We start from the raw sequence: 23130 nt of genomic DNA, 5'->3' as shown, positions 1-23130 counted from the left end.
AGATAAAAGCATTGATTCTATCAAAAATTTAATATATACATTAACCAATATAATAGAAGATTAATTATGGCAAAAGAACATTTTAACCGGTCGAAACCGCATGTTAACATCGGTACTATCGGTCACGTTGACCACGGTAAAACTACCTTGACTGCTGCTATCACAAAAGTACTGGCTTCCAAAGGTCTTTCTCAAGCAATTGATTTCGATAAAATTGACAATGCTCCAGAAGAAAAAGAACGTGGTATAACAATTAATACATCACACGTTGAATACGAAACAGCTAACCGTCACTACGCACACGTTGACTGTCCTGGTCACGCGGACTACGTAAAGAACATGGTTACTGGTGCTGCTCAGATGGACGGTGCTATTATCGTAGTTGCTGCTACTGATGGTCCGATGCCTCAAACTCGCGAGCACATCCTTCTTGCACGTCAGGTAAACGTTCCAAGATTGGTTGTTTTCATGAACAAATGTGATATCGTTGAAGACGAAGAAATGTTAGAATTAGTTGAACTAGAAATGAGAGAACTTCTTTCATTCTATGAGTTCGACGGCGACAATACTCCTGTTATTCGTGGATCTGCTCTTGGAGCACTTAATGGCGTTGAGCCTTGGGTTAGCCAAGTAATGGAACTTATGAACGCTGTGGATACTTGGATTCCACTTCCTCCACGTGATGTTGATAAACCATTCTTGATGCCAGTTGAAGACGTGTTCTCTATCACAGGTCGTGGTACAGTAGCAACAGGTCGTATCGAAACAGGTATCATCAAAACATCAGAAGAGGTTCAAATCATTGGTCTTGGTGCAACTAACAAGAAATCAGTTGTAACTGGTGTTGAAATGTTCCGTAAGATACTTGATGAAGGACAAGCTGGAGACAACGTAGGTTTGCTTCTTCGTGGTATCGACAAAGATGATATCAAACGTGGTATGGTAATTTGCCACCCAGGTAAAATTACTCCTCACACTCAATTCAAAGCTGAGGTTTATATCTTGAAGAAAGAAGAAGGTGGACGTCACACTCCATTCCACAACAAATATCGTCCTCAGTTCTACCTACGTACTCTTGACGTTACTGGTGAAATCACTCTTCCTGAAGGAACAGATATGGTTATGCCTGGTGACAACATCACTATCAACGTAGAACTTATCTACCCAGTAGCTTGTAACGTAGGTCTTCGTTTCGCTATCCGCGAAGGTGGACGTACAGTAGGTGCTGGTCAGATTACAGAAATTACTGCTTAAGCAATTTCAAATATACTGAAGTCGGTTTGAAATATAGCCGACTTTAATTTACGGGCGTAGTTCAGTGGTAGAGCGTTGGTCTCCAAAACCAAATGTCGGGAGTTCGAATCTCTCCGCCCGTGCTAAAAAAACTCAAAAAGAGTGATGAAAAAAATAATAAATTACATTAAAGATTCTTACAACGAGCTTGTATACAAAGTTTCTTGGCCTTCTCGCACAGAATTAACCAGCAGTGCGGTTATTGTCATGATTGCTTCCATAATAATGGCATTAATCATCTGGGGGGTTGACACTGCGTTTGAGAACGTTGTCAAGCTTTTCTATAGTTTGTAATCTTATCAATAGCTATGACTGAAATCGAAAAGAAATGGTACGTACTGCGTGCTGTTAGTGGAAAAGAAAATAAGGTCAAAGAGTATCTTGAAGCTGAGATAAAGAAATCTGACTTAGGAAAGTATATCTCACAAGTTCTTATCCCTACCGAGAAAACTTATATCATGCGTAACGGAAAGAAGGTTCTAAAAGAAAGAGCTTATCTTCCCGGCTATATATTGATAGAAGCTGCCCTTGTAGGGGAAGTAATCCATGAACTGCGTAATATTAACTTTGTTGCCGGCTTTTTGCCTAACACCACAAATCCTCAACCTCTGAGTCAATCTGAAGTAAACAGAATACTTGGAACAATGGACGAGTTGGACGAGCAAGAAGTAAGTATGGATGTTCAATATTTCGTTGGAGAAAACATTAAAGTGACCAATGGTCCTTTCTCTGGATTCTCGGGAATTATTGAAGAAGTGAACGCTGAGAAAAAGAAACTAAAAGTAATGGTAAAGATATTCGGAAGGAAAACTCCTCTCGAATTGAATTACATGCAAGTTGAAAAAGAGCAATAAGACTGGTTACGCAATCTGAATGCTCAATCTTAAGTTTTAATAAAACTAAAAATTAGAAACAAAAATGGCTAAAGAAATTGCTGGACAATTAAAATTACAGATTAAAGGCGGTGCAGCAAATCCATCTCCTCCTGTAGGACCTGCTCTAGGTTCGAAAGGTATCAACATTATGGATTTCTGTAAGCAATTTAATGCCAGAACTCAAGACAAGGCAGGTAAAATATTACCAGTGGTAATTACTTACTATGTCGACAAGTCTTTTGATTTTGTTGTAAAACAACCACCTGTAGCTATACAATTGCTTGAAGCATCAAAAGTTAAAGGCGGATCGGCAGAACCAAATCGTAAGAAAGTAGCTGAAATTACTTGGGATCAGGTAAAAGCAATTGCTGAAGATAAAATGGTCGATCTTAACTGTTTTACAATCGAATCTGCCATGAGAATGGTTGCTGGTACAGCAAGAAGTATGGGTATTACTGTAAAAGGGGCTTTCCCTGATGTTCAATAATTAAATCTTCAATTTAGAAATGGGTAAACTTACAAAAAATCAAAAGTTAGCTTTCAGCAAAATTGAAGCAGGGAAACTATATACATTAACAGAAGCATCTGCTCTTGTAAAAGAGATTACAACAACTAAATTCGATTCTTCAGTCGATTTAGATGTACGCTTAGGTGTAGACCCACGAAAAGCTAACCAGATGGTAAGAGGTGTAGTATCTCTTCCTCATGGAACAGGAAAACAAGTAAGAGTTTTGGTATTATGTTCACCAGACGCTGAAGCTGCTGCTAAAGAAGCAGGAGCTGACTATGTTGGATTGGACGAATATATCGAGAAAATAAAAGGCGGTTGGACCGATGTGGATGTTATCATCACTCAGCCTGCTATTATGGGTAAAGTTGGTGCTTTAGGGCGTGTATTAGGACCTCGTGGTCTGATGCCTAACCCGAAGAGCGGAACTGTAACTATGGATGTTGCTAAAGCTGTGACAGAGGTTAAATCAGGTAAAATTGACTTTAAAGTAGATAAAGCTGGTATTATCCACGCTTCTATCGGAAAAGTATCTTTTACTCCTGAGCAAATCAAAGATAACGCTAGAGAATTTATCTCTACTCTTATCAAACTGAAACCGACTGCAGCTAAAGGTGCTTATATAAAAAGTGTTTGTCTTTCAAGTACTATGAGTCCGGGTGTAAAAATAGACCCTAAATCAGTAGAAAATTAATTAACAAATTGACTGAAAATTATGAGAAAGGAAGATAAATTCACTATTATAGAAAACATTGCAGCTACAATCAAAGGCTACGATCACTTCTATCTTACCGACATTGCTTCTCTTAATTCTACTAAAACCAGTGAATTGAGAAGAGAATGCGCTAAGCAAGAGATCAAACTTATGGTTGTAAAAAACACGCTATTGCAAAAAGCTCTAGACTCTCTTGAAGGAGATTATTCGGAGCTTAGTAAAGCAATGGTAGGTAACACTGCTATAATGTTTTCTAATACAGCTAATGCTCCGGCTAAGCTGATTGCAAAATACAAAAAAGAAGGCATTCCTTCGCTTAAGGCAGCTTATGTTCAAGAAGGCTTCTATGTGGGTGCAGAAAACCTAAGCGCACTAGAAAATATCAAGAGCAAAAACGAGCTTATCGGCGACGTTATCGCAGCCCTTCAATCTCCTGCCAAGAATGTTATTTCAGCCCTTCAATCAGGTGGAAATACTATCCATGGCGTCTTAGAAACTCTATCTAAGAGATAATATATTTTAAACAAAAGAAATAATAACAATTTTAATTTATACAAAAATGGCAGATATCAAAGCTATTGCAGAACAACTAGTAAATTTGACAGTGAAAGAAGTAAGCGAATTAGCTGAAATTCTAAAAACTGAATACGGTATTGAACCAGCTGCTGCTGCAGTTGCTGTTGCAGCTCCTGCTGGTGCTGCTGCTGAAGCTGTAGAAGAAAAAACAGCATTTGATGTTGTATTAAAATCAGCTGGTGCAAACAAACTACAAGTAGTTAAAGCAGTAAAAGAATTAACAGGACTTGGTTTGAAAGAGGCTAAAGATCTAGTAGATGGTGCTCCTAGCGAACTTAAAAAAGGAGTTACTAAAGATGAAGCAGATGCATTGAAAAAACAACTAGAAGAAGCTGGAGCCGAAGTTGAACTTAAGTAAAAAGATAGTCCTGTGAAAGGATATTTGGTTAGGAACCTTCCTGAAGAAGGTTCTTAACCTTTTTGCGTCAAAAATAATAAGTTCATAAAAATTGGTTATCCATGTCTTCAACAAATACAAATCAAAGAGTAAATTTTGCTTCAATCAAGAATCCTCTACCCTACCCGGATTTCCTTGAAGTACAGCTAAAGTCATTCCGCGACTTTTTACAGCTTGATACGCCTCCTGAGAGCAGGAAAAACGAAGGCTTATATAAAGTTTTCGCTGAAAACTTTCCTATTGCCGACACAAGAAACAACTTTGTATTAGAGTTTTTAGACTACTTTATCGACCCTCCTCGATATACTATCGAAGAATGTATCGAAAGAGGCCTCACCTATAGTGTCCCTCTGAAAGCAAAGCTTAAGCTCTATTGTACAGATCCTGACCACGAAGATTTTGATACAGTTATCCAAGATGTTTATCTGGGACTGATACCATATATGACTGACAAAGGTACCTTTGTCATCAACGGAGCAGAGCGTGTTGTTGTATCCCAATTACACCGCTCACCTGGTGTATTCTTCGGACAAACAATGCATGCCAATGGTACTAAGCTTTATTCAGCTCGTATCATTCCGTTCAAAGGTTCTTGGATCGAGTTTGCTACAGACATAAACAATGTCATGTATGCATATATTGATCGTAAGAAGAAATTACCTGTAACAACTTTGCTTCGTGCCATCGGATTTGAAAGCGACCGTGATATATTGGAAATCTTTGATCTTGCTGAAGAAATAAAGGTTACAAAACAAAATATCAAGAAAGTTTTAGGACGTAAGCTTGCAGCCAGAATCTTAAGAACATGGATGGAAGACTTTGTCGATGAAGACACCGGAGAGGTTACATCAATAGAACGTAACGAAGTTATACTTGAACGCGAAACCGTACTGGAAAAAGAGCACCTTGATCTTATTATAGATTCAAATATTGCTTCAATCCTATTACATAAAGAATCTCAGCATCTTTCCGACTTTGCAATTATTTATAATACATTGCAAAAAGACCCTAGTAATTCGGAAATAGATGCAGTACGTCATATTTACCGACAATTGCGCAGCGCAGAACCGGCTGATGACACTAGTGCACGCGAAGTTATCAATAACCTGTTTTTCTCTGAAAAACGTTATGATCTAGGTGAAGTAGGACGTTACAGACTAAATAAAAAATTAGGTTTAGCTACAAGCGACGACATCCGTGTATTGACCAAAGAAGATATCATTGAGATCATCAAATACCTGATCGAACTGATTAATTCAAAAGCAATCGTTGATGATATCGACCACTTGAGCAACCGTCGTGTTCGTACAGTTGGAGAACAACTTTTCAATCAGTTTGGAGTTGGCCTAAACCGTATGGCACGTATCATTCGTGAAAGAATGAATGTTCGCGACAATGAGGTATTTACTCCGATCGACCTGATCAATGCTAAAACAATCTCATCTGTTGTCAATACATTCTTCGGAACAAATGCTTTATCTCAGTTTATGGACCAAACTAATCCATTAGCAGAGATAACACATAAACGCCGTATGTCGGCCCTTGGACCGGGCGGTCTTTCTCGCGAAAGAGCCGGATTTGAGGTGCGTGACGTTCACTATACTCACTACGGCCGTCTTTGTCCTATCGAAACTCCGGAAGGTCCTAATATCGGTTTGATCTCATCTCTTTGTGTGTATGCTAAAATAAATGATCTGGGCTTCATCGAAACCCCATATCGTAAAGTGACAAACAGCAAAGTTGATCTTTCTGAGAATGGAATCACCTACTTGGCTGCTGAAGAAGAAGAGGACAAACTGATCGCACAAGGTAATGCTCCGTTAAATGACGATGGATCATTTATCAACAGTCGCGTAAAAGCTCGTCAAGATGCTGACTATCCTGTTATCGCCCCTGAAGAAGTAGAACTAATGGACGTATCACCTACACAGATTGCATCTATTGCTGCATCATTAATTCCTTTCTTGGAACATGATGATGCCAACCGTGCACTGATGGGATCTAATATGATGCGCCAGGCAGTACCTCTTATGCGTACCGAAGCTCCAATTGTGGGAACAGGTATTGAAGGACAGCTGATCCGTGATTCGCGTACACAAATTGTTGCTGAAGGAGCAGGAGAAGTAGTATATGTGGATGCAGATACTATCAAAATTAAATATGACCGTACAGCAGACGAAGACTTTGTAGCCTTCGATGATGCTATTAAAGCATATTACATCCCTAAATTCCGTAAAACAAATCAAAACACAACAATTGACCTTCGCCCGATTTGTCGCAAAGGAGATAGAGTTGTATTAAATCAGATTTTGACGGAAGGATATTCTACAGAGAAAGGAGAACTTGCCATAGGTAAGAATCTTAAAGTGGCCTTCATGCCATGGAAAGGTTACAACTTTGAGGATGCTATCGTTCTTAACGAACGCATTGTACGAGAAGATATATTTACATCAGTTCACGTAGAAGAATTCTCTCTTGAAGTTCGTGATACAAAACGTGGAGTTGAGGAACTAACTTCGGATATTCCGAATGTAAGTGAAGATGCGACAAAAGATCTGGACGAAAGAGGAATTATCCGTATTGGAGCCCGTGTCAATCCGGGAGATATCTTGATAGGAAAGATTACTCCAAAAGGAGAATCAGATCCTTCTCCTGAAGAAAAACTACTTCGCGCTATCTTTGGAGATAAAGCAGGTGATGTAAAAGATGCATCATTGAAAGCTTCTCCTTCATTGAAAGGTGTTGTTGTAGGAACAAATCTATTCTCTAAAGCTTCTAAAAAAGGTAAAACAAAACTTTCGAGCAAAGCATTATTACCTAAGCTTGACGAAGAGTATGAAGAAAAGATGGCTAAACTGAAAAGTGTATTAGTAGACAAAATACTTATACTTACTGATGGAAAGACATCTCAAGGAGTGAAAGACTATCTGAATGTAGATATCATAGCCAAAGGTGCTAAATTTACTAAAAGTGCCTTAGACAATATCGACTACGAATCGATACAAGTTAGCAACTGGACTACAGATGCTCACAAGAACGGTTTAATAAGAGACGTTATTGTAAATTATCTACGTAAATATAAAGAGCTTGATGCTGAATTAAAACGTAAACGCTTCGACCTTACTATCGGAGACGAATTACCATCAGGTATTATCCAGATAGCAAAAGTTTATGTAGCGAAAAAACGTAAAGTTCAGGTAGGTGATAAAATGGCGGGACGTCACGGAAACAAGGGTATCGTTTCGCGTATTGTACGCCAAGAAGATATGCCTTTCTTACCGGATGGAACTCCTGTAGATATCGTATTGAATCCACTGGGTGTGCCTTCACGTATGAACCTTGGACAGATTTTCGAAACAGTTCTTGGATGGGCCGGAAAAGAATTAGGTGTTAAATTTGCGACTCCTATTTTCGATGGTGCTAGTCTTGACGACCTGAATACTTGGACAGATAAAGCGGGAGTTCCTAGATATGGTAAAGTCCGTCTTTTCGATGGTGGCACAGGAGACAGATTCGACCAACATGCAACAGTAGGTATTATTTATATGCTGAAACTGGGACACATGGTTGAAGACAAGATGCACGCGCGTTCTATCGGACCTTACTCGCTTATTACGCAACAGCCTCTTGGAGGTAAAGCGCAATTCGGGGGTCAACGTTTCGGAGAAATGGAGGTTTGGGCACTTGAAGCATTTGGTGCAGCTTATATCTTAAGAGAAATCCTTACTATTAAGTCGGATGACGTGGTAGGACGTTCCAAAGCATATGAAGCCATCGTAAAAGGTGAGCCAATGCCACAACCTGGCATCCCTGAGTCATTGAATGTATTATTACACGAAATGCGTGGTTTGGGACTAAGCGTTTCGCTTGATTAATATAAAAAAAACCGTTAGCTATCGCTTACAAGCTTATAGCTTTGGCTAACGGATTCTAAATACTCTAATAAACAGCTATCAGCATCAGCTAATGGCTAACAGCTTTTAAAGAAAGAAAGTATATGGCTTTTAGAAAAGAAAATAAAGTAAAGAGTAGCTTTTCAAAAATAACTGTAAGTCTTGCTTCGCCCGAAGAAATTCTGGAAGCATCAAGCGGTGAAGTTTTGAAACCCGAAACAATCAACTACCGTACTTACAAACCTGAACGTGACGGACTTTTCTGCGAACGTATATTCGGCCCTGTAAAGGACTATGAATGTCATTGCGGAAAATACAAGAGAATCCGTTATAAAGGTATTGTTTGCGACCGTTGCGGTGTTGAAGTTACAGAAAAGAAAGTACGCCGTGAACGTACAGGGCACATTCACCTTGTAGTTCCTGTAGCACATATCTGGTATTTCCGTTCGCTTCCTAACAAAATGGGTTATCTACTTGGTATCCCTACTAAGAAATTAGATACAATCATCTATTACGAACGTTTTGTTGTGATCCAAGCGGGAGCAGCAATCGAAGAAGGAATAGCAGATAAAGACCTCCTTACAGAAGAGGAATATTTAAATATTCTAGACAAACTCCCTAAAGAAAATCAACTGTTAGACGATACCGATCCTAACAAGTTTATTGCAAAAATGGGAGCCGAAGCTGTATATGATTTGCTTGCACGTATCAATTTGGATTCGTTGGCAAATACACTTCGCCACAAAGCAAGTACAGATACATCTCAACAACGTAAGAACGAAGCATTAAAACAGCTTCAGGTTGTAGAAGCATTCCGTGGTTCGAAGAATAAGAATAAACCCGAATGGATGATCGTTAAGATCGTTCCGGTTATTCCACCAGAACTTCGCCCACTTGTTCCGTTGGATGGTGGTCGTTTCGCAACTTCTGACCTAAACGACTTGTATCGCCGTGTAATAATACGTAACAATCGTCTGAAAAGACTAATAGATATCAAAGCTCCGGAAGTAATTTTGCGTAATGAAAAACGTATGCTTCAGGAAGCTGTAGATTCATTGTTCGACAACTCACGTAAATCGAGTGCGGTTAAAACTGATGCTAACCGTCCGTTAAAATCGCTTTCCGATAGTTTGAAAGGGAAACAAGGTCGTTTCCGTCAAAACTTATTAGGTAAACGTGTCGACTATTCGGCTCGTTCGGTAATTGTCGTTGGTCCTGAATTGAAGATGCACGAGTGCGGTATTCCTCAGGATATGGCTGCCGAATTGTACAAACCGTTTGTAATTCGCAAACTGATTGAGCGTGGTATCGTTAAGACCGTAAAATCAGCCAAAAAAATAGTAGATCGTAAGGAACCTGTGGTATGGGATATCCTAGAGCACGTAATGAAAGGACACCCTGTGTTACTCAACCGTGCCCCTACTCTTCACCGTTTAGGTATACAAGCATTCCAACCGAAAATGATCGGAGGTAAAGCTATTCAGCTGCATCCACTTTCTTGTACGGCGTTCAATGCCGACTTCGACGGTGACCAGATGGCGGTTCACTTACCACTAGGTAATGAAGCTATTCTTGAAGCGCAAATGTTGATGCTTGCCTCTCATAACATTCTTAACCCTGCGAATGGAGCTCCTATTACAGTTCCTTCTCAAGACATGGTTTTAGGATTGTATTATATCACTAAAATACGTAAAGGAGCAAAAGGTGAAGGCCTTATATTCTACGGTCCTGAAGAAGCGATAATCGCTTATAACGAAGGAAAAGTAGATATACATGCTCTTATCAAAGTATATGTCGATGATTTGGATGAAAATGGCAACGTAGCCCGCATGATGCGTGAAACTACTGTAGGACGTGTCCTTGTCAACGAGAAAACTCCAGTTGAAGTAGGATTCGTTAACGAAGTTCTTTCGAAGAAATCTCTTCGTGATATCATCGGTAATGTAATTAAAGTAGCCGGGGTTGCAAAAACAGCTCAATTCCTAGACGACATCAAAGATCTGGGCTATATGATGGCATTCCGAGGGGGATTATCATTCAACCTTGAAGATGTAATCATTCCTGAAGAAAAAGAAACGCTGGTTAAACAAGGATATGATGAAGTGGAACAGATTATAGGAAACTATAATATGGGATTCATTACATATAATGAGCGTTACAATCAGATTATCGATACTTGGACACATATTAACTCTAAGCTATCTAATATCCTGATGAAACAACTTTCGGAAGATGATCAAGGATTTAACTCTGTATATATGATGTTAGATTCGGGAGCCCGTGGTTCGAAAGAGCAGATTCGTCAGTTGTCAGGTATGCGTGGATTGATGGCAAAACCTCAAAAGAGTGGAGCTGAGGGTGCTCAGATTATTGAAAACCCAATTCTTTCAAACTTTAAGGAAGGTCTGTCAGTATTAGAGTATTTTATCTCTACCCACGGTGCGCGTAAAGGTCTTGCCGATACAGCCTTGAAGACTGCCGATGCCGGATACTTAACTCGTCGTCTGGTTGACGTTTCGCAAGACGTTATTATCAATGAAGAAGATTGTGGAACACTTCGTGGTCTAGTTTGTACTGAATTGAAGAACAACGAAGAAGTTGTAGCATCTCTTTACGAACGTATATTAGGTCGTGTATCTGTACATGATATTCAACATCCTTTAACCGGCGATATAATCATCAGATCGGGAGAAGAAATCACGGAAGATAAAGCAACTCTTATCCAAAATTCACCTATTGAAAGTGTTGAGATCCGTTCGGTTCTTACTTGTGAATCTAAAAAAGGTGTTTGTGGTAAATGTTACGGACGTAACCTTGCTACAGGCCGTATGGTTCAACGAGGAGAAGCTGTCGGTGTAATCGCGGCACAGTCTATCGGTGAACCGGGTACACAGTTGACACTACGTACTTTCCACGTTGGGGGTATCGCATCTAATATTGCCAGCGAAAGTAGAATAATCGCTAAATACGATGGTGTATTAGAAATTGATGATCTTCGTGTTGTTGATATTGTAGATGAGACAAACAAAAAAGTTCAAATTGTAGTAAGCCGCTTAGTAGAGCTAAGATTGGTAGATCCAAATACAAAAATTGTACTCCTTACTCATAACATTCCTTATGGCTCTAAGCTTTATTTCAAAGATGGAGCTAAAGTGAAGAGAGATGAACTGATCTGCGAATGGGATCCATTTAATGCGGTTATCGTATCCGAGGCAACAGGACGTATCAAGTTTGAAAATGTTATTGAAAATGTAACGTTCAAAGTTGAGTCTGATGAGCAAACAGGATTGAAAGAGAAAATCATTATTGAATCTCGTGACAAAACTAAAGCTCCGGAAGCACATGTATTGGACGAACAAGGTAAAACAATCAAGACATATACACTTCCATTAGGTGCCCACCTTGTTAAAGATGATAACGATACAATCAAGGCAGGTGATGTTCTCGTTAAAATACCTCGTGCAATAGGTAAAGCAGGTGATATCACAGGAGGTCTTCCACGTGTAACAGAATTATTCGAAGCACGTAATCCTTCTAATCCAGCTGTTGTATCTGAAATCGATGGAGAAATTTCATTTGGTAAGATTAAGCGTGGTAACAGAGAGGTGATCGTTACTTCCAAACTTGGAGAAGTAAAAAAATACCTTGTTCCACTATCGAAACAAATTCTTGTACAAGAAAATGACTTCGTAAGGGCCGGTATGCCACTTTCTGATGGAGCTACAACTCCGTCAGACATTCTTTCTATCATGGGACCAACTGCTGTTCAGGAATACATCGTTAATGAAGTACAAGATGTATACCGTCTGCAAGGGGTAAAAATCAATGATAAGCACTTCGAAGTAATTGTACGTCAGATGATGCGTAAGGTAGAGGTGATCGATCCGGGTGATACTCGTTTCCTTGAACAACAAGTTATTGACAAATATGAAGTAATGGAAGAGAATGACAGAATCTGGGGTAAAAAAGTAATACTTGACGCCGGAGATTCTACAACATTCGAACCAGGGCAGATTGTTACTGCACGTAAACTAAGAGACGAAAACTCAATGCTTAAGCGTAGAGACCTTCGTTTGGTAGAAGTACGAGATGCAATTCCTGCTACTGCGAACCAGATACTTCAGGGTATTACACGTGCAGCCCTTCAAACTCAAAGCTTTATGTCTGCTGCTTCATTCCAGGAAACAACAAAAGTACTGAATGATGCTGCTATCAATGCGAAAGTGGACAGGTTAGAAGGTTTGAAAGAAAATGTAATTTGCGGACACTTAATTCCTGCAGGTACAGGTCAGCGTGAATTTGAAAAGCTTGTTGTTGGTACAAAAGAAGATTTCGATAGAATTGCTGCAACGAGAAAGACTGTCGTAGACTTTGACGCCGTAGAATAATTAATTTATTCTTTTATTATAATTAAGAAAGAGGAGCAATATAATATTGCTCCTCTTTTATATTTCCATAAAATTCTACTTCTTTCTTAGTAAGCTATTTTAAATCCTAAACCCTGTAGTCTAATCACTTCTTCTACGGATGCATTTTTAATCGAATAGGCAAAGTATTCCCTTCGCAGAGGATAGTTGTTCCGCAATTGCTTAAAAGCATCGGGAGAAGCCTTTAAATTCACAAAATCATTTATCGGATCATATGTTTTCAATATAGCAGAATAAATCCTATTATCGGAATTATCAAATTTATCCAAGTCAATAACCGAATCCTCTGGAGTAGGCTCTCGAACTAAAGATATAGGCTCTCTATTCAATCCATAGAAATCTGCAATAGAATCCAACGATATGCGTGTAGCGTTTGCTTTTCCATCAGCAGAGTAGCCGGCAATATGCGGAGTTGCAATATCTACCATATCCATATATTCCAAATCAATCTGTGGCTCATTCTCCCAACAGTCAATAACAGCTCCGGAAATCTTGTTCTCTCTTATTGCCTTCTTTATAGCTGATGTTTCAATAATACCTCCTCGCGCTGAATTAATAATAATAGGATTTTTCTTTAATGAGGAAAAAAAAGAATCGTTTGCTAAATGATAAGTCTTGTATATTCCTTCCTTTGTCAGTGGAGTGTGAAATGTTATAATATCAGCTTCAGCCATTATTGTTTCAAGAGCTACAAAATCTTCCCCGTCTCCGACTTCCTGTCTTGGCGGATCGTTAAGTAAGACCCTTAAACCTAAGATTTCACAAGCCTTTGCGACTTTCTTGCCGACATTACCAACGCCTACAATACCAATTGTTTTTTCCTTCAAGTCAAACCCTTTATTTCTGGATATAGTAATGAGCGAGGATATAATATATTGCATTACTGAGCCTGAATTACAACCCGGAGCATTTTTCCATGTTATCCCATTCGCTTCACAATATATAGTATCAATATGGTCGTATCCGATAGTTGCCGAGCAAATAAGCTTTACGTTTGTATCTTTTAAAAGATGCTCATCAAATCGGGTTACTGTCCGTACGATTAGTGTATCTGCATCTTTTATAGTCTGATGAGTAAATGCAGCGCCATCGAGATAGGTTACTTCCCCAAAATATTCGGCTATACCCTTTAAATATGGAATATTTCTATCAGCTATTATTTTCATTCGTTAGTGTATGAAAGATTTCCTCTATAGAATCAATTTCATTTACTTTTTTATCAGCTATCAGATTTCCTTTATCAAGTAATACAAAACGTGAGCAAATTTCTCTTACATCCTGTAAAACATGTGTAGAAAACAGTATGATTTTTCCTATAGATAATTCAATTAATAATTTATTCAGATTTTCACGCTGATTAGGGTCCAAACCTGATGTTGCTTCATCCAGAATAAGGAATAAAGGATCATAGACTAATGCTTGCGCAATTCCTACCCGTTGTCTATTGCCCTTCGACAAATCTCTTATCTTTTTCTTATACTCTTTTTGTAAGCCGGTTTGTTCTATTACCTCACCAACACGCATTTTATCTGCGTTATATATCCCTCTAACGTATTCTAGATATTCTTTTACATACATATCTTCATACAAGGGATTATCTTCCGAAAGGTATCCAATTTGTTTCTTCATACTTAAAGAATTGGTATGAAAATCTTGACCAAAGAAGGTTATTGATCCCATATCGGGAAGTATAATTCCAGATAAAATTTTCATCAAAGTAGATTTTCCGGCGCCATTTACACCTAAAAGAGCAACTATCTCTCCCTTTTGAAGGGAAAAGCTAATATCAGATAATGCAACCTGATGCTCATAACTTTTTGATATATTTTCTATCTGTATCAAATCTATAGCTTTATTATCGAATATATAAAAATAACAAATCTCTCTGAAATATTCAGAGAGATTTGCCCGAATCTACATATTTATGATTCTTATTCTGCAATTGGTGTATAAGCCCTTGATTGTAGCTCTTTATCCATTGTATAAATACCGAATCCATTGTCTTTAATCATTTTCAATGCATCGATATAACCTTGAGCTGTAGCTTCTTCTTCTACCTGTTCGTCGACAAACCATCTCAACATACTTTCTGTTGCATAATCTTTCTCTTCTTTTGCCAATGATACAAGGTCGTTAATAAGACCTGTAACAACTTGCTCATGCTTCAACGTTTCTTCAAAAGCATCTAACGGAGATTTCCATGATTGAGCCACTTTCGCAATCGGTTTCAACTCTACCTTACCTCCTCTTTCGATTACATAATTAAAGAACTTCAATGCATGATCTTGTTCTTCTTTGAACTGAATCTCAAACCAGTTGGCAAAGCCCGGTTTACCATCTGCGGCAAAATGAGCAGCCATAGACAAATAAAGATATGCAGACCAGAATTCTGCATTAATTTGCGCATTTAGCGCAGCTTCTAATTTTTTACTTAACATAATGATGATATTTTGATGATAGCTAAAATTCTGAACAAATTAAAACACGATATTGTTTTAAAAAGTATTGTAATGCAATATTACAAATAAGTTGGCAGCTTATCAAAAAATATAGATATTTGTTAATATCTTATTGATAATAACTATGCGTGACAGATGCAACATCATATAAAAGTATAAAACTCCTCCACAAATACATATATTTGTAAACATTTTATAAGATAATAAAGAACACATAAGATACATGAAGAAATATTGGCATATACTCAAGAATTATTCATCGAGTCTCATTATTTGCCCCTTTCTTGTCCTCATTACAGTAATGAGTGAAACATTACAACCACTCTATATGGCCGACATTATCGACAATGGGGTACTCCCTAAAGATTTGTCCGTGATAACTCATGTCGGTATAAAAATGATTATTGTATCTCTGATAGGTCTCGTTTTCAGTATTATCAATGTATTTGTATCATCACGTACTTCCATCGGATTTGGGACAGACCTCCGTTCTTCTCTCTTTAAAAAGATACAACAACTTTCCTTTTCCGAAATAGATCGCTTCAATTCAGCATCTCTTATTACTCGACTTACAAACGATATTTCACGAATACAGCTGGTTATACTGATGGGAATGCGGTTGATGTTACGCTCGCCTCTCATGCTTATAATGGCCATTGTGTTTGTTATTAAAATAAATATGGATTTGGCCATCATCCTCATCGGAGCTATACCTATTCTTGGGATAAGTGTATTTCTGATACTACGCAAAGGCTTCCCCCTTTTTATGAAGGTACAACAGAAAGTTGACAAATTGAATGGTGTCGTTAGGGAAAACCTCATCAACATCAGGGTAGTAAAATCCTTCGTTAGAGAAGATTTCGAAGCACGAAAATTCAGTAAGAGTAGTGAAGATTTACGCGATATGGTTATCAGGGCTTCCAATATTGTTGTAGCCATATTTCCTGTGATGCAACTTATAATGAACCTATCGGTTATAGTTATCTTATGGGTAGGAGGAGGTAAAGTAATCTCCGGCGAACTGAAAGTGGGAGAGTTGATTTCGTTTGTAAATTATCTGGTTCAGATATTAATGGCACTAATGCTGCTATCTATGGTAATTATGAATATTGCAAGAGCGTCTGCATCCTCCGAACGAATATTAGAGGTATTGAACACAGAGCCTTCTTTAGCAAACACTCCAGAATCACTAAAAAAGAGCTTAAAGATAAATAAAGGGGCAGTCACTTTCCACAACGTATACTTTCGCTATAGTGGAGGAGAAAATGATGTATTGAAAGATATAAATTTCCATATTCACCAAGGGGAAACGATTGCTGTAGTGGGAGCTACCGGTGCTGCAAAAAGCTCTATGCTGCAACTAATCCCCAGATTATATGATACAACAAAAGGCGAAGTTCTTATTGATGGAGTAAATGTAAAAGACTATAACTTGGACGAACTCCATAGTGAAATAGGAATGGTATTACAGAAAAACGAATTATTTACAGGGACTATAATAGATAATCTTCGATGGGGCAAGTCGGATGCAACAATAGAAGAGATAGAAGAAGCGGCGAAGGCAGCTCAAGCTCATGAATTCATCATGTCTTTCAGCGATGGTTACAATACATTACTTGGCCGAGGAGGTGTTAATCTGTCCGGCGGGCAGAAACAACGTATTTGTATAGCTCGCGCTTTACTAAGAAAGCCCAAAATACTTATACTTGATGATAGTACAAGTGCAGTTGATTCAGATACTGAACAAAAGATTCGACAGAACTTAAATAAATTACTTCACGATACTACCGTTTTCATAATAACTCAGCGAATCAATACAATGCAATCGGCAGACAGGGTTATCGTACTCGAAGATGGGGAAATTGATGCTATAGGTAGGCCACTAGAGTTGATTGAACAATCAAAAGTGTATCAGGAAATTTACAATTCACAACAAATCGCATTCTAAGATATGGCGCATGGAGATCATTACAAGCATAGCGGTAAACCGCAGCAAGGAAAGAAAACTTTCCTTCGCCTAATGTCATATCTGGCCTGCGATAAGAAGCTGCTGAGTATAATCGGAATACTAATTATCATCAGCATAATATCCAGCCTTATAGGCTCGTACATGCTACGACCGATAATCAATGATTATATCTTACCAGGGGATTATGAGGGATTAATGAAAATACTTGTCATATTGGCTGGTATCTATATTGCAGGAGTAATTGCTACATATATACAATATCGTTTACTAAATAGGATTGGGCAAAACACCGTAACACGAATGCGAACTGACTTATTTGAGAAGATGGAGAAGCTTCCTATCAAGCATTTCGACACACATCAGCATGGTGATCTGATGAGCCGATACACAAATGATATCGACCAGATAAGTAATGCCTTAACTGACAGTCTTTCCGATATGCTGTCCAGTGCATTGATGCTTATCGGAATCTTCACATTGATGATATATATTAGTCCTATACTGACTTTAGTTACTTTGATAACTGTACCGATTATGTTCTTAAGTGCTAAAGGAATCGTAAAGCGTAGCCGGAAGTATTTCAAAGCACAACAAGAAACACTTGGTGAAGTAAATGGATATATAGAAGAGATGATCAGTGGTCAGAAAGTGATCAAAGTTTTTGGACATGAGAAAAAAGTTGTCGCCGAATTTGAGGTTTTTAACCAGAATCTAAAAAGTAAATCGGAGAAAGCTCAGTTCTATTCGGGTATGATGATGCCAGTAATGCAAAACCTGAATACTTTGAACTATGTTATCATAACCATTGTGGGTGCTTTGCTTGCCATATTCAGAGGCTTCGACGTAGGAGGCCTCGCAGCCTTCCTTCAATATTCACGACAATTTGGTCGTCCGATCAATGAACTAGCCAGCCTTTACAATAGTATACAAGCGGCGATTGCAGGAGCAGAACGCATATTTCAGGTAATAGATGAAAAACCTGAACAGGAGGATGATAACAATGCGGTTGCTCTCAACGATATTAAAGGAGACCTCGTAATGGATAATGTTTATTTTGGTTATAAACCTGAAAAACTTATTCTGAAGGGAATATCCCTTCATGCCACACCTGGTACAAAAATCGCATTAGTAGGTGAAACCGGGGCGGGTAAGACTACTATTTTAAATATGCTCCCCCGATTCTTTGATATACAATCAGGAGAAATTACAATAGACGGCACTTCTATACAGCAAATTAGAAGGAAGGATTTACGTAAGTCAATGGCTATCGTATTACAAGACACCCATCTATTTACGGGCACTGTACGTGAAAACATCAGATTTGGACGATTGGAAGCAACGGATGAAGAAGTAGTACAGGCCGCGAAACTTACTGCCGCTCATTCATTCATAAAACGTCTACCTCATGGATATGACACCCTATTGGAGAATGATGGGGCAAACCTAAGTCAAGGACAGCGTCAGCTTCTCAACATAGCACGAGCCGCCATTGCTGACCCTCCGATTCTACTCTTGGACGAAGCTACAAGTAATATAGACACCAGAAGTGAGCTACTTATACAAAAGGGATTGGATCAGCTTATGCAAGGACGTACAAGCCTTATTATAGCACACAGATTATCTACAGTACGCAATGCAGATAAAATACTGGTACTAGATCATGGACAGATTATAGAACAAGGAAGCCACAGAGAATTATTAATGTTGAAAGGCAAATACTATTCATTATATCAAGAACAATTTGAGGAGTTTTAAATAAAAATATAAACTTTGCTCTATAGATAATTGTAATTATAGAAAATAACGATTTGTGATTTTAATAGTCAAATCATTTATTAAAGATGAAATACCGGCTTATTGTCAATTATGTGTTCCCTCAATATGAACATCTGATTTGATAATAGTAGCTAATAGCCTCGCTCAAAACATTTAACAGGATAATAAATATCCATATCAAATAATCTTGTACTTTTGATGCAATTTTTCAAGATATAAAAACATGAAGGAAAATAAGAAAGTTCCGTTTAGTACATTAGGTGTTGTTCTAGCCATTGGAATCGTATTTGGAGATATTGGAACATCGCCTTTATATGTAATGAGAGCAATACTAAACTCGCTCCCGGACGGACAACTTTCACGCCCCGACTATATACTAGGAGCCGTATCCTGTGTGATATGGACCTTGACAATACAAACCACATTGAAATATGTCATCATTACCTTACGTGCTGATAATAAGGGAGAGGGTGGAATTCTTTCTTTATACGCCCTTATCCGTCAAAAATACCGTTGGGCATACATCCTGGCCGGGCTTGGAGCCGCGACATTACTTGCCGACGGAATAATTACTCCTGCGATGACCGTCATGTCGGCTGTGGAAGGATTGAATGTTATTGCCCCCCATATACCTGTAATTCCGGTTACCATAGCCATCGTATTAATATTATTCCTCGTTCAGCCTCTTGGCACAGGTTCTCTCGGAAAATATTTTGGACCATTAATGATAACATGGTTTACTATGATGGCAATTGTAGGGATCAATCAGATAATTACCGATGTCAGTGTATTCAAGGCATTCAACCCACTATATGCAATCAACTTTCTTATAAAGGTTCCACAAACAATGGTAATACTCGGTGCTATCTTCCTTTGTACAACAGGAGCCGAAGCCCTTTATTCCGACTTAGGGCACTGTGGGCTAAAGAATATTCGTACATCATGGATATATGTAAAACTAGCATTGATACTAAATTATCTGGGACAAGCAGCATGGATTATAAACAGCCCTTACATAACTCATGACGTAAATCCTTTCTTTGCCATGATGCCCGAATGGTTTGGGCTAATTGGAGTGATAATGGCTACAATAGCCGCTATTATTGCCAGTCAGGCGTTGATTAGCGGATCATTTACGGTTATCAGCGAAGCTATTTCTCTAAATATATGGCCAAACGTAAAAATACAATATCCATCTAATATCAAAGGGCAGCTATATATACCCTCAATAAACCATATGATGATGGTCTTATGTATTATCATCATCCTTTTTATGCAATCCTCGATGAAGTTGGAAGCCGCTTATGGACTTGCCATTACATTGAGTATGTTGATGACCAGTATCTTGTTATTCCTTTACTTTATGAAGAATAACAAACCATTGTGGTTCAGTATTCCGTTAACCCTATTCTTTGTGGTCATAGAGTTTAGTTTCTTCCTTGCCAATATGCAAAAATTCGCACATGGAGGTTTTGTGCCTATTATTATTGCCGGTATATTATTACTTCTAATGTATTCTTGGTATAATGGACGCCGCATCAAACGTCATTATACTGTTTACGATCAGGTAGATGAAAAATATATTAATCAGATCATCAGAATCAGCCAGGATGAATCAATACCTAAAGCGGCCACACATCTTGTTTACATCGTAAAGGCCAATAATAAGAATTTCCTGGAAAGTAAGATTGCTTATTCTCTATTTAGAAGAACTCCAAAACGTGCTGACACCTATTGGTTTGTACGTATAAAAAGAACAGACGAACCTTATGAGTTCAGCTATGAGACCACCGTATATGCTCCCAGAAAGATATTTAGAATCAATATTAGAGCCGGATTTAAACTCGGCATCCATACGGATAAATACGTAACCCTTATAGCCAACGAATTGGAACGTCATGGACTTGTCGATCTTAAATCACGTTATCCATCAATGAAAGATGCTATTGATAAACGTGGCGACTTTACCTATATGGTAGTAGACCGTATCTTCCGTAACGTACATATGAATCCATCACGTCAAATCATATTCGGCTGTTATAATATTATTAAGAAGCTAACAACATCCGACACTCAGATGTATGATATAGATCCATCTCTGGCAGTAGTAGAAACAATCCCTTTAAGGCAACTGGATCACACAGAAGAACAATTAAAGGAATTACTTAAGCAATCGGGTGGAGAATCAGAGGCGTAATCCGTCCAAAAGTTTTACATATAGCTCTATTGCTTCCCGTATCTCGCTGAGCAAAATATATTCATCGGCAGTATGCGAACGGGCTGAATCGCCCGGGCCCATCTTTAATGTGGGAAAAGGCATAAATGTTTGATCGGAGAGCGTAGGAGAGCCATAGGTTTCTTTTCCTATCATAATGGCCCGTTGCACAAAAGGGTTCTCGATAGCTATACGAGAAGAATTAAGTCGAAAAGAACGAGGTCTAACTTCGCAAGAAGTGTGTTTATCTATTATCTCGAAAAGTTCCTCATTACTGTATAGTTCATTGCTACGCACATCAACTACAAAATCACATTTATCAGGTACTACATTGTGTTGTGTACCTGCATTTATCATACTCACCGTCATTTTTACAGGACCGAGCAAATCGCTCACTTTCGGAAATTGATAAGTTCTGAACCAATCTATATCCTGCATTGCTTTATATATCGCATTCTCACCTTCATTGCGAGCTGCATGTCCAGCTTTGCCATAGGAAGTGCAATCGAGTACAAGTAAACCTTTTTCTGCAATAGCAGGGTTCATTTGTGTGGGCTCGCCAACAATACCAAATTCAATTTTAGGAAGAAGAGGTACAATCGCCTCTGCCCCATCTTTCCCTGAAACTTCCTCTTCACACGAAGCCAAAAATATCAGATTATAATCCTGTTTTTTACTTGTAAGTATAAAGAATGTATGCAACAGACAGACAAAACTTGCACCGGCATCATTACTTCCTAGTCCGTACAATACCTCACCTTCTATTTCAGGCATAAAGGGATCTTTTGTCCAACCTGAAACAGGGCGTACGGTATCCATATGCGAATTTAGTAGTATAGTCGGTTTGGATTCCTCAAAGTCTTTGTTTCGAACCCATAGGTTATTTCCTTTTCGTTCGGGCTCAAAACCCATTTTTCGCATACAAGCCGCCACAACTTCTACAACATTGTGTTCCTCCCTGCTAAAAGAGGGAGTTTTGATCATTTCTTTCAGTAGATCTACAGCGTTGTAATACAAGGCATCTATATCTAGTTCCATAATTCTTTATTTCATTTTTAACTAAAAGGTGACAAAGGTTACACTTTTCAAATCTTTTCATCTATTTTCTAAAACTATATTTAGCTATAATCCATTCTCTATTTATAGATAAACTTCTATCAAATAGATGAATCAGCAATCAACTCCCCAATCTTCAAATCTAAAGGCGTAGTTATCTTTATATTCGTCACCTCCCCTTTTACCAGATGGATATTTATACCCATTGCCTCAACAACAGAAGCATCGTCGGTAAAAGTTTCTTTAAATTCTGTTTCATACGCCTTTTTTAACAGAGATACATCGAACACTTGCGGTGTTTGTACTAAACGAATTTTCGAACGATCTACAATACGGCTGTGCTTACCGTCTAATATCTCACGAAGGCTATCGGTAGAATCAACGACAGGAATAACCGCTTGGTATTTTTCTACTGCATCGAAGCATCTTCCAATCATTTCCATCGAACCAAAAGGCCTTACACCATCCTGTACCCCAACAATGCCTTCATTAACCATGGCTAAACCATTCTTTACCGAGTGAAAACGAGTATCGCCTCCCATGGCAATAGTATGCACGATTTCGAAATGATAATTGGCACAAAGCTCTTTCCAATATACTTGATGAGAAAGAGGTAATACCAGAATAATATTTATATCATTATCGAAATGGTAAAAATTCTCGATAGTACGCATCAATACAGGTTTACCGCCAACAGGTATAAATTGTTTCGGCAAATCGCTACCCATACGTAATCCTTTGCCGCCAGCGACTATAATGACATTTCTTCGGCTCATTCTATTTTATCAAGTATCTTTTGTATTTCTACATTTGTTTTCTGCAACTTATCTTTGCAAAACTTAATGAGAGTTGCTGCTTTCTTCACTTCTTCGAGAAGTATATCCACGTCAAGATCGTCATTCTCGATGCGATACATAATATCCTGTAATTCCTGCATCGCATCGCCATATGTTTGTTCCTTTTTTGCCATA

Annotated in this window: 18 protein-coding genes and 1 tRNA gene; 13 read left to right on the top strand and 6 right to left on the bottom strand. The window is 38.4% G+C overall.

The window, feature by feature from the left end; all coding sequences use genetic code 11:
• Nucleotides 1-66: 66 nt before the first annotated feature.
• From tuf to rpoC, 10 genes are all read left to right on the top strand, one after another.
• Nucleotides 67-1254, top strand: a complete 1188-nt coding sequence (gene tuf, locus JGH11_RS00390) for an elongation factor Tu (protein ID WP_201109574.1) — start codon at nucleotides 67-69, stop codon at nucleotides 1252-1254.
• 50 nt (nucleotides 1255-1304) lie between these two features.
• A tRNA-Trp gene (locus tag JGH11_RS00385) sits at nucleotides 1305-1376 on the top strand.
• A 22-nt stretch (nucleotides 1377-1398) separates the two neighbouring features.
• Nucleotides 1399-1587 carry a preprotein translocase subunit SecE gene (gene secE, locus JGH11_RS00380; protein ID WP_201109573.1) on the top strand — a complete coding sequence of 63 codons (189 nt, stop codon included), beginning with the start codon at nucleotides 1399-1401 and terminating at the stop codon, nucleotides 1585-1587.
• Between the two features lie 14 nt (nucleotides 1588-1601).
• On the top strand, nucleotides 1602-2147 hold the full coding sequence (nusG, locus tag JGH11_RS00375; protein ID WP_201109572.1) for a transcription termination/antitermination protein NusG: 546 nt from the start codon (nucleotides 1602-1604) through the stop codon (nucleotides 2145-2147).
• 64 nt (nucleotides 2148-2211) lie between these two features.
• A complete protein-coding gene (gene rplK, locus JGH11_RS00370; protein WP_201109571.1) occupies nucleotides 2212-2655 on the top strand; it encodes a 50S ribosomal protein L11 in 444 nt (147 codons plus the stop codon).
• A 19-nt stretch (nucleotides 2656-2674) separates the two neighbouring features.
• Nucleotides 2675-3370: a 50S ribosomal protein L1 gene (gene rplA, locus JGH11_RS00365; RefSeq protein WP_201109570.1), complete on the top strand. Its 696-nt coding sequence runs from the start codon at nucleotides 2675-2677 to the stop codon at nucleotides 3368-3370.
• A gap of 21 nt (nucleotides 3371-3391) precedes the next feature.
• On the top strand, nucleotides 3392-3904 hold the full coding sequence (gene rplJ / locus JGH11_RS00360; RefSeq protein WP_201109569.1) for a 50S ribosomal protein L10: 513 nt from the start codon (nucleotides 3392-3394) through the stop codon (nucleotides 3902-3904).
• A 46-nt stretch (nucleotides 3905-3950) separates the two neighbouring features.
• Entirely contained in the window at nucleotides 3951-4325 is a 375-nt protein-coding gene (gene rplL, locus JGH11_RS00355; protein WP_201109568.1) for a 50S ribosomal protein L7/L12, read from the top strand.
• A 101-nt stretch (nucleotides 4326-4426) separates the two neighbouring features.
• Nucleotides 4427-8239, top strand: coding sequence for a DNA-directed RNA polymerase subunit beta (rpoB, locus tag JGH11_RS00350; protein ID WP_201109567.1), 3813 nt, complete (start codon nucleotides 4427-4429; stop codon nucleotides 8237-8239).
• 122 nt (nucleotides 8240-8361) lie between these two features.
• The gene (gene rpoC, locus JGH11_RS00345) at nucleotides 8362-12645 is read left to right on the top strand and encodes a DNA-directed RNA polymerase subunit beta' (protein ID WP_201109566.1); all 4284 of its coding nucleotides are present in this window, start codon (nucleotides 8362-8364) and stop codon (nucleotides 12643-12645) included.
• A gap of 86 nt (nucleotides 12646-12731) precedes the next feature.
• Here rpoC and pdxB read toward each other — a convergent pair whose 3' ends face one another.
• From pdxB to JGH11_RS00330, 3 genes are all read right to left on the bottom strand, one after another.
• Complete coding sequence (gene pdxB / locus JGH11_RS00340; RefSeq protein ID WP_201109565.1) at nucleotides 12732-13850, bottom strand: 4-phosphoerythronate dehydrogenase PdxB; 1119 nt, start codon at nucleotides 13848-13850, stop codon at nucleotides 12732-12734.
• Entirely contained in the window at nucleotides 13834-14526 is a 693-nt protein-coding gene (locus JGH11_RS00335) for an ABC transporter ATP-binding protein (protein ID WP_201109564.1), read from the bottom strand. Before JGH11_RS00335 ends, pdxB begins: the two co-directional genes overlap by 17 nt.
• Nucleotides 14527-14615: 89 nt before the next feature.
• The gene (locus JGH11_RS00330; protein WP_201109563.1) at nucleotides 14616-15122 is read right to left on the bottom strand and encodes a ferritin; all 507 of its coding nucleotides are present in this window, start codon (nucleotides 15120-15122) and stop codon (nucleotides 14616-14618) included.
• Between the two features lie 244 nt (nucleotides 15123-15366).
• Here JGH11_RS00330 and JGH11_RS00325 point away from each other — a divergent pair, with 244 nt between their 5' ends.
• The 3 genes from JGH11_RS00325 (at nucleotide 15367) to JGH11_RS00315 (ending at nucleotide 21085) form a co-directional block, all read left to right on the top strand.
• Complete coding sequence (locus JGH11_RS00325; RefSeq protein WP_201109562.1) at nucleotides 15367-17091, top strand: ABC transporter ATP-binding protein; 1725 nt, start codon at nucleotides 15367-15369, stop codon at nucleotides 17089-17091.
• Nucleotides 17092-17094: 3 nt separating this feature from the next.
• Entirely contained in the window at nucleotides 17095-18867 is a 1773-nt protein-coding gene (locus JGH11_RS00320) for an ABC transporter ATP-binding protein (RefSeq protein WP_201109561.1), read from the top strand.
• A gap of 244 nt (nucleotides 18868-19111) precedes the next feature.
• The gene (locus JGH11_RS00315) at nucleotides 19112-21085 is read left to right on the top strand and encodes a KUP/HAK/KT family potassium transporter (RefSeq protein ID WP_201109560.1); all 1974 of its coding nucleotides are present in this window, start codon (nucleotides 19112-19114) and stop codon (nucleotides 21083-21085) included.
• On the opposite strand, the gene JGH11_RS00310 is transcribed toward JGH11_RS00315, so the two are convergent.
• The 3 genes from JGH11_RS00310 to xseB all read right to left on the bottom strand — a co-directional run bounded on the left by JGH11_RS00310 (nucleotide 21074) and on the right by xseB (nucleotide 23129).
• A complete protein-coding gene (locus JGH11_RS00310; RefSeq protein ID WP_201109559.1) occupies nucleotides 21074-22141 on the bottom strand; it encodes a M20 family metallo-hydrolase in 1068 nt (355 codons plus the stop codon). The genes JGH11_RS00315 and JGH11_RS00310 overlap by 12 nt on opposite strands.
• Before the next feature lie 119 nt (nucleotides 22142-22260).
• Nucleotides 22261-22935 (bottom strand): 2-C-methyl-D-erythritol 4-phosphate cytidylyltransferase, encoded by a 675-nt coding sequence (locus tag JGH11_RS00305; RefSeq protein ID WP_201109558.1) that lies wholly within the window; start codon nucleotides 22933-22935, stop codon nucleotides 22261-22263.
• Nucleotides 22932-23129, bottom strand: coding sequence for an exodeoxyribonuclease VII small subunit (gene xseB / locus JGH11_RS00300; RefSeq protein WP_201109557.1), 198 nt, complete (start codon nucleotides 23127-23129; stop codon nucleotides 22932-22934). Before xseB ends, JGH11_RS00305 begins: the two co-directional genes overlap by 4 nt.
• Between the last annotated feature and the right edge of the window lies 1 nt (nucleotide 23130).

It is taken from the genome of Dysgonomonas sp. Marseille-P4677 (genome assembly GCF_016652235.1).
GTDB lineage: Bacteria > Bacteroidota > Bacteroidia > Bacteroidales > Dysgonomonadaceae > Dysgonomonas.
The sequence above is the reverse complement of the archived record's forward strand: the minus strand, read 5'-3'. Positions and strand labels throughout refer to the sequence as shown.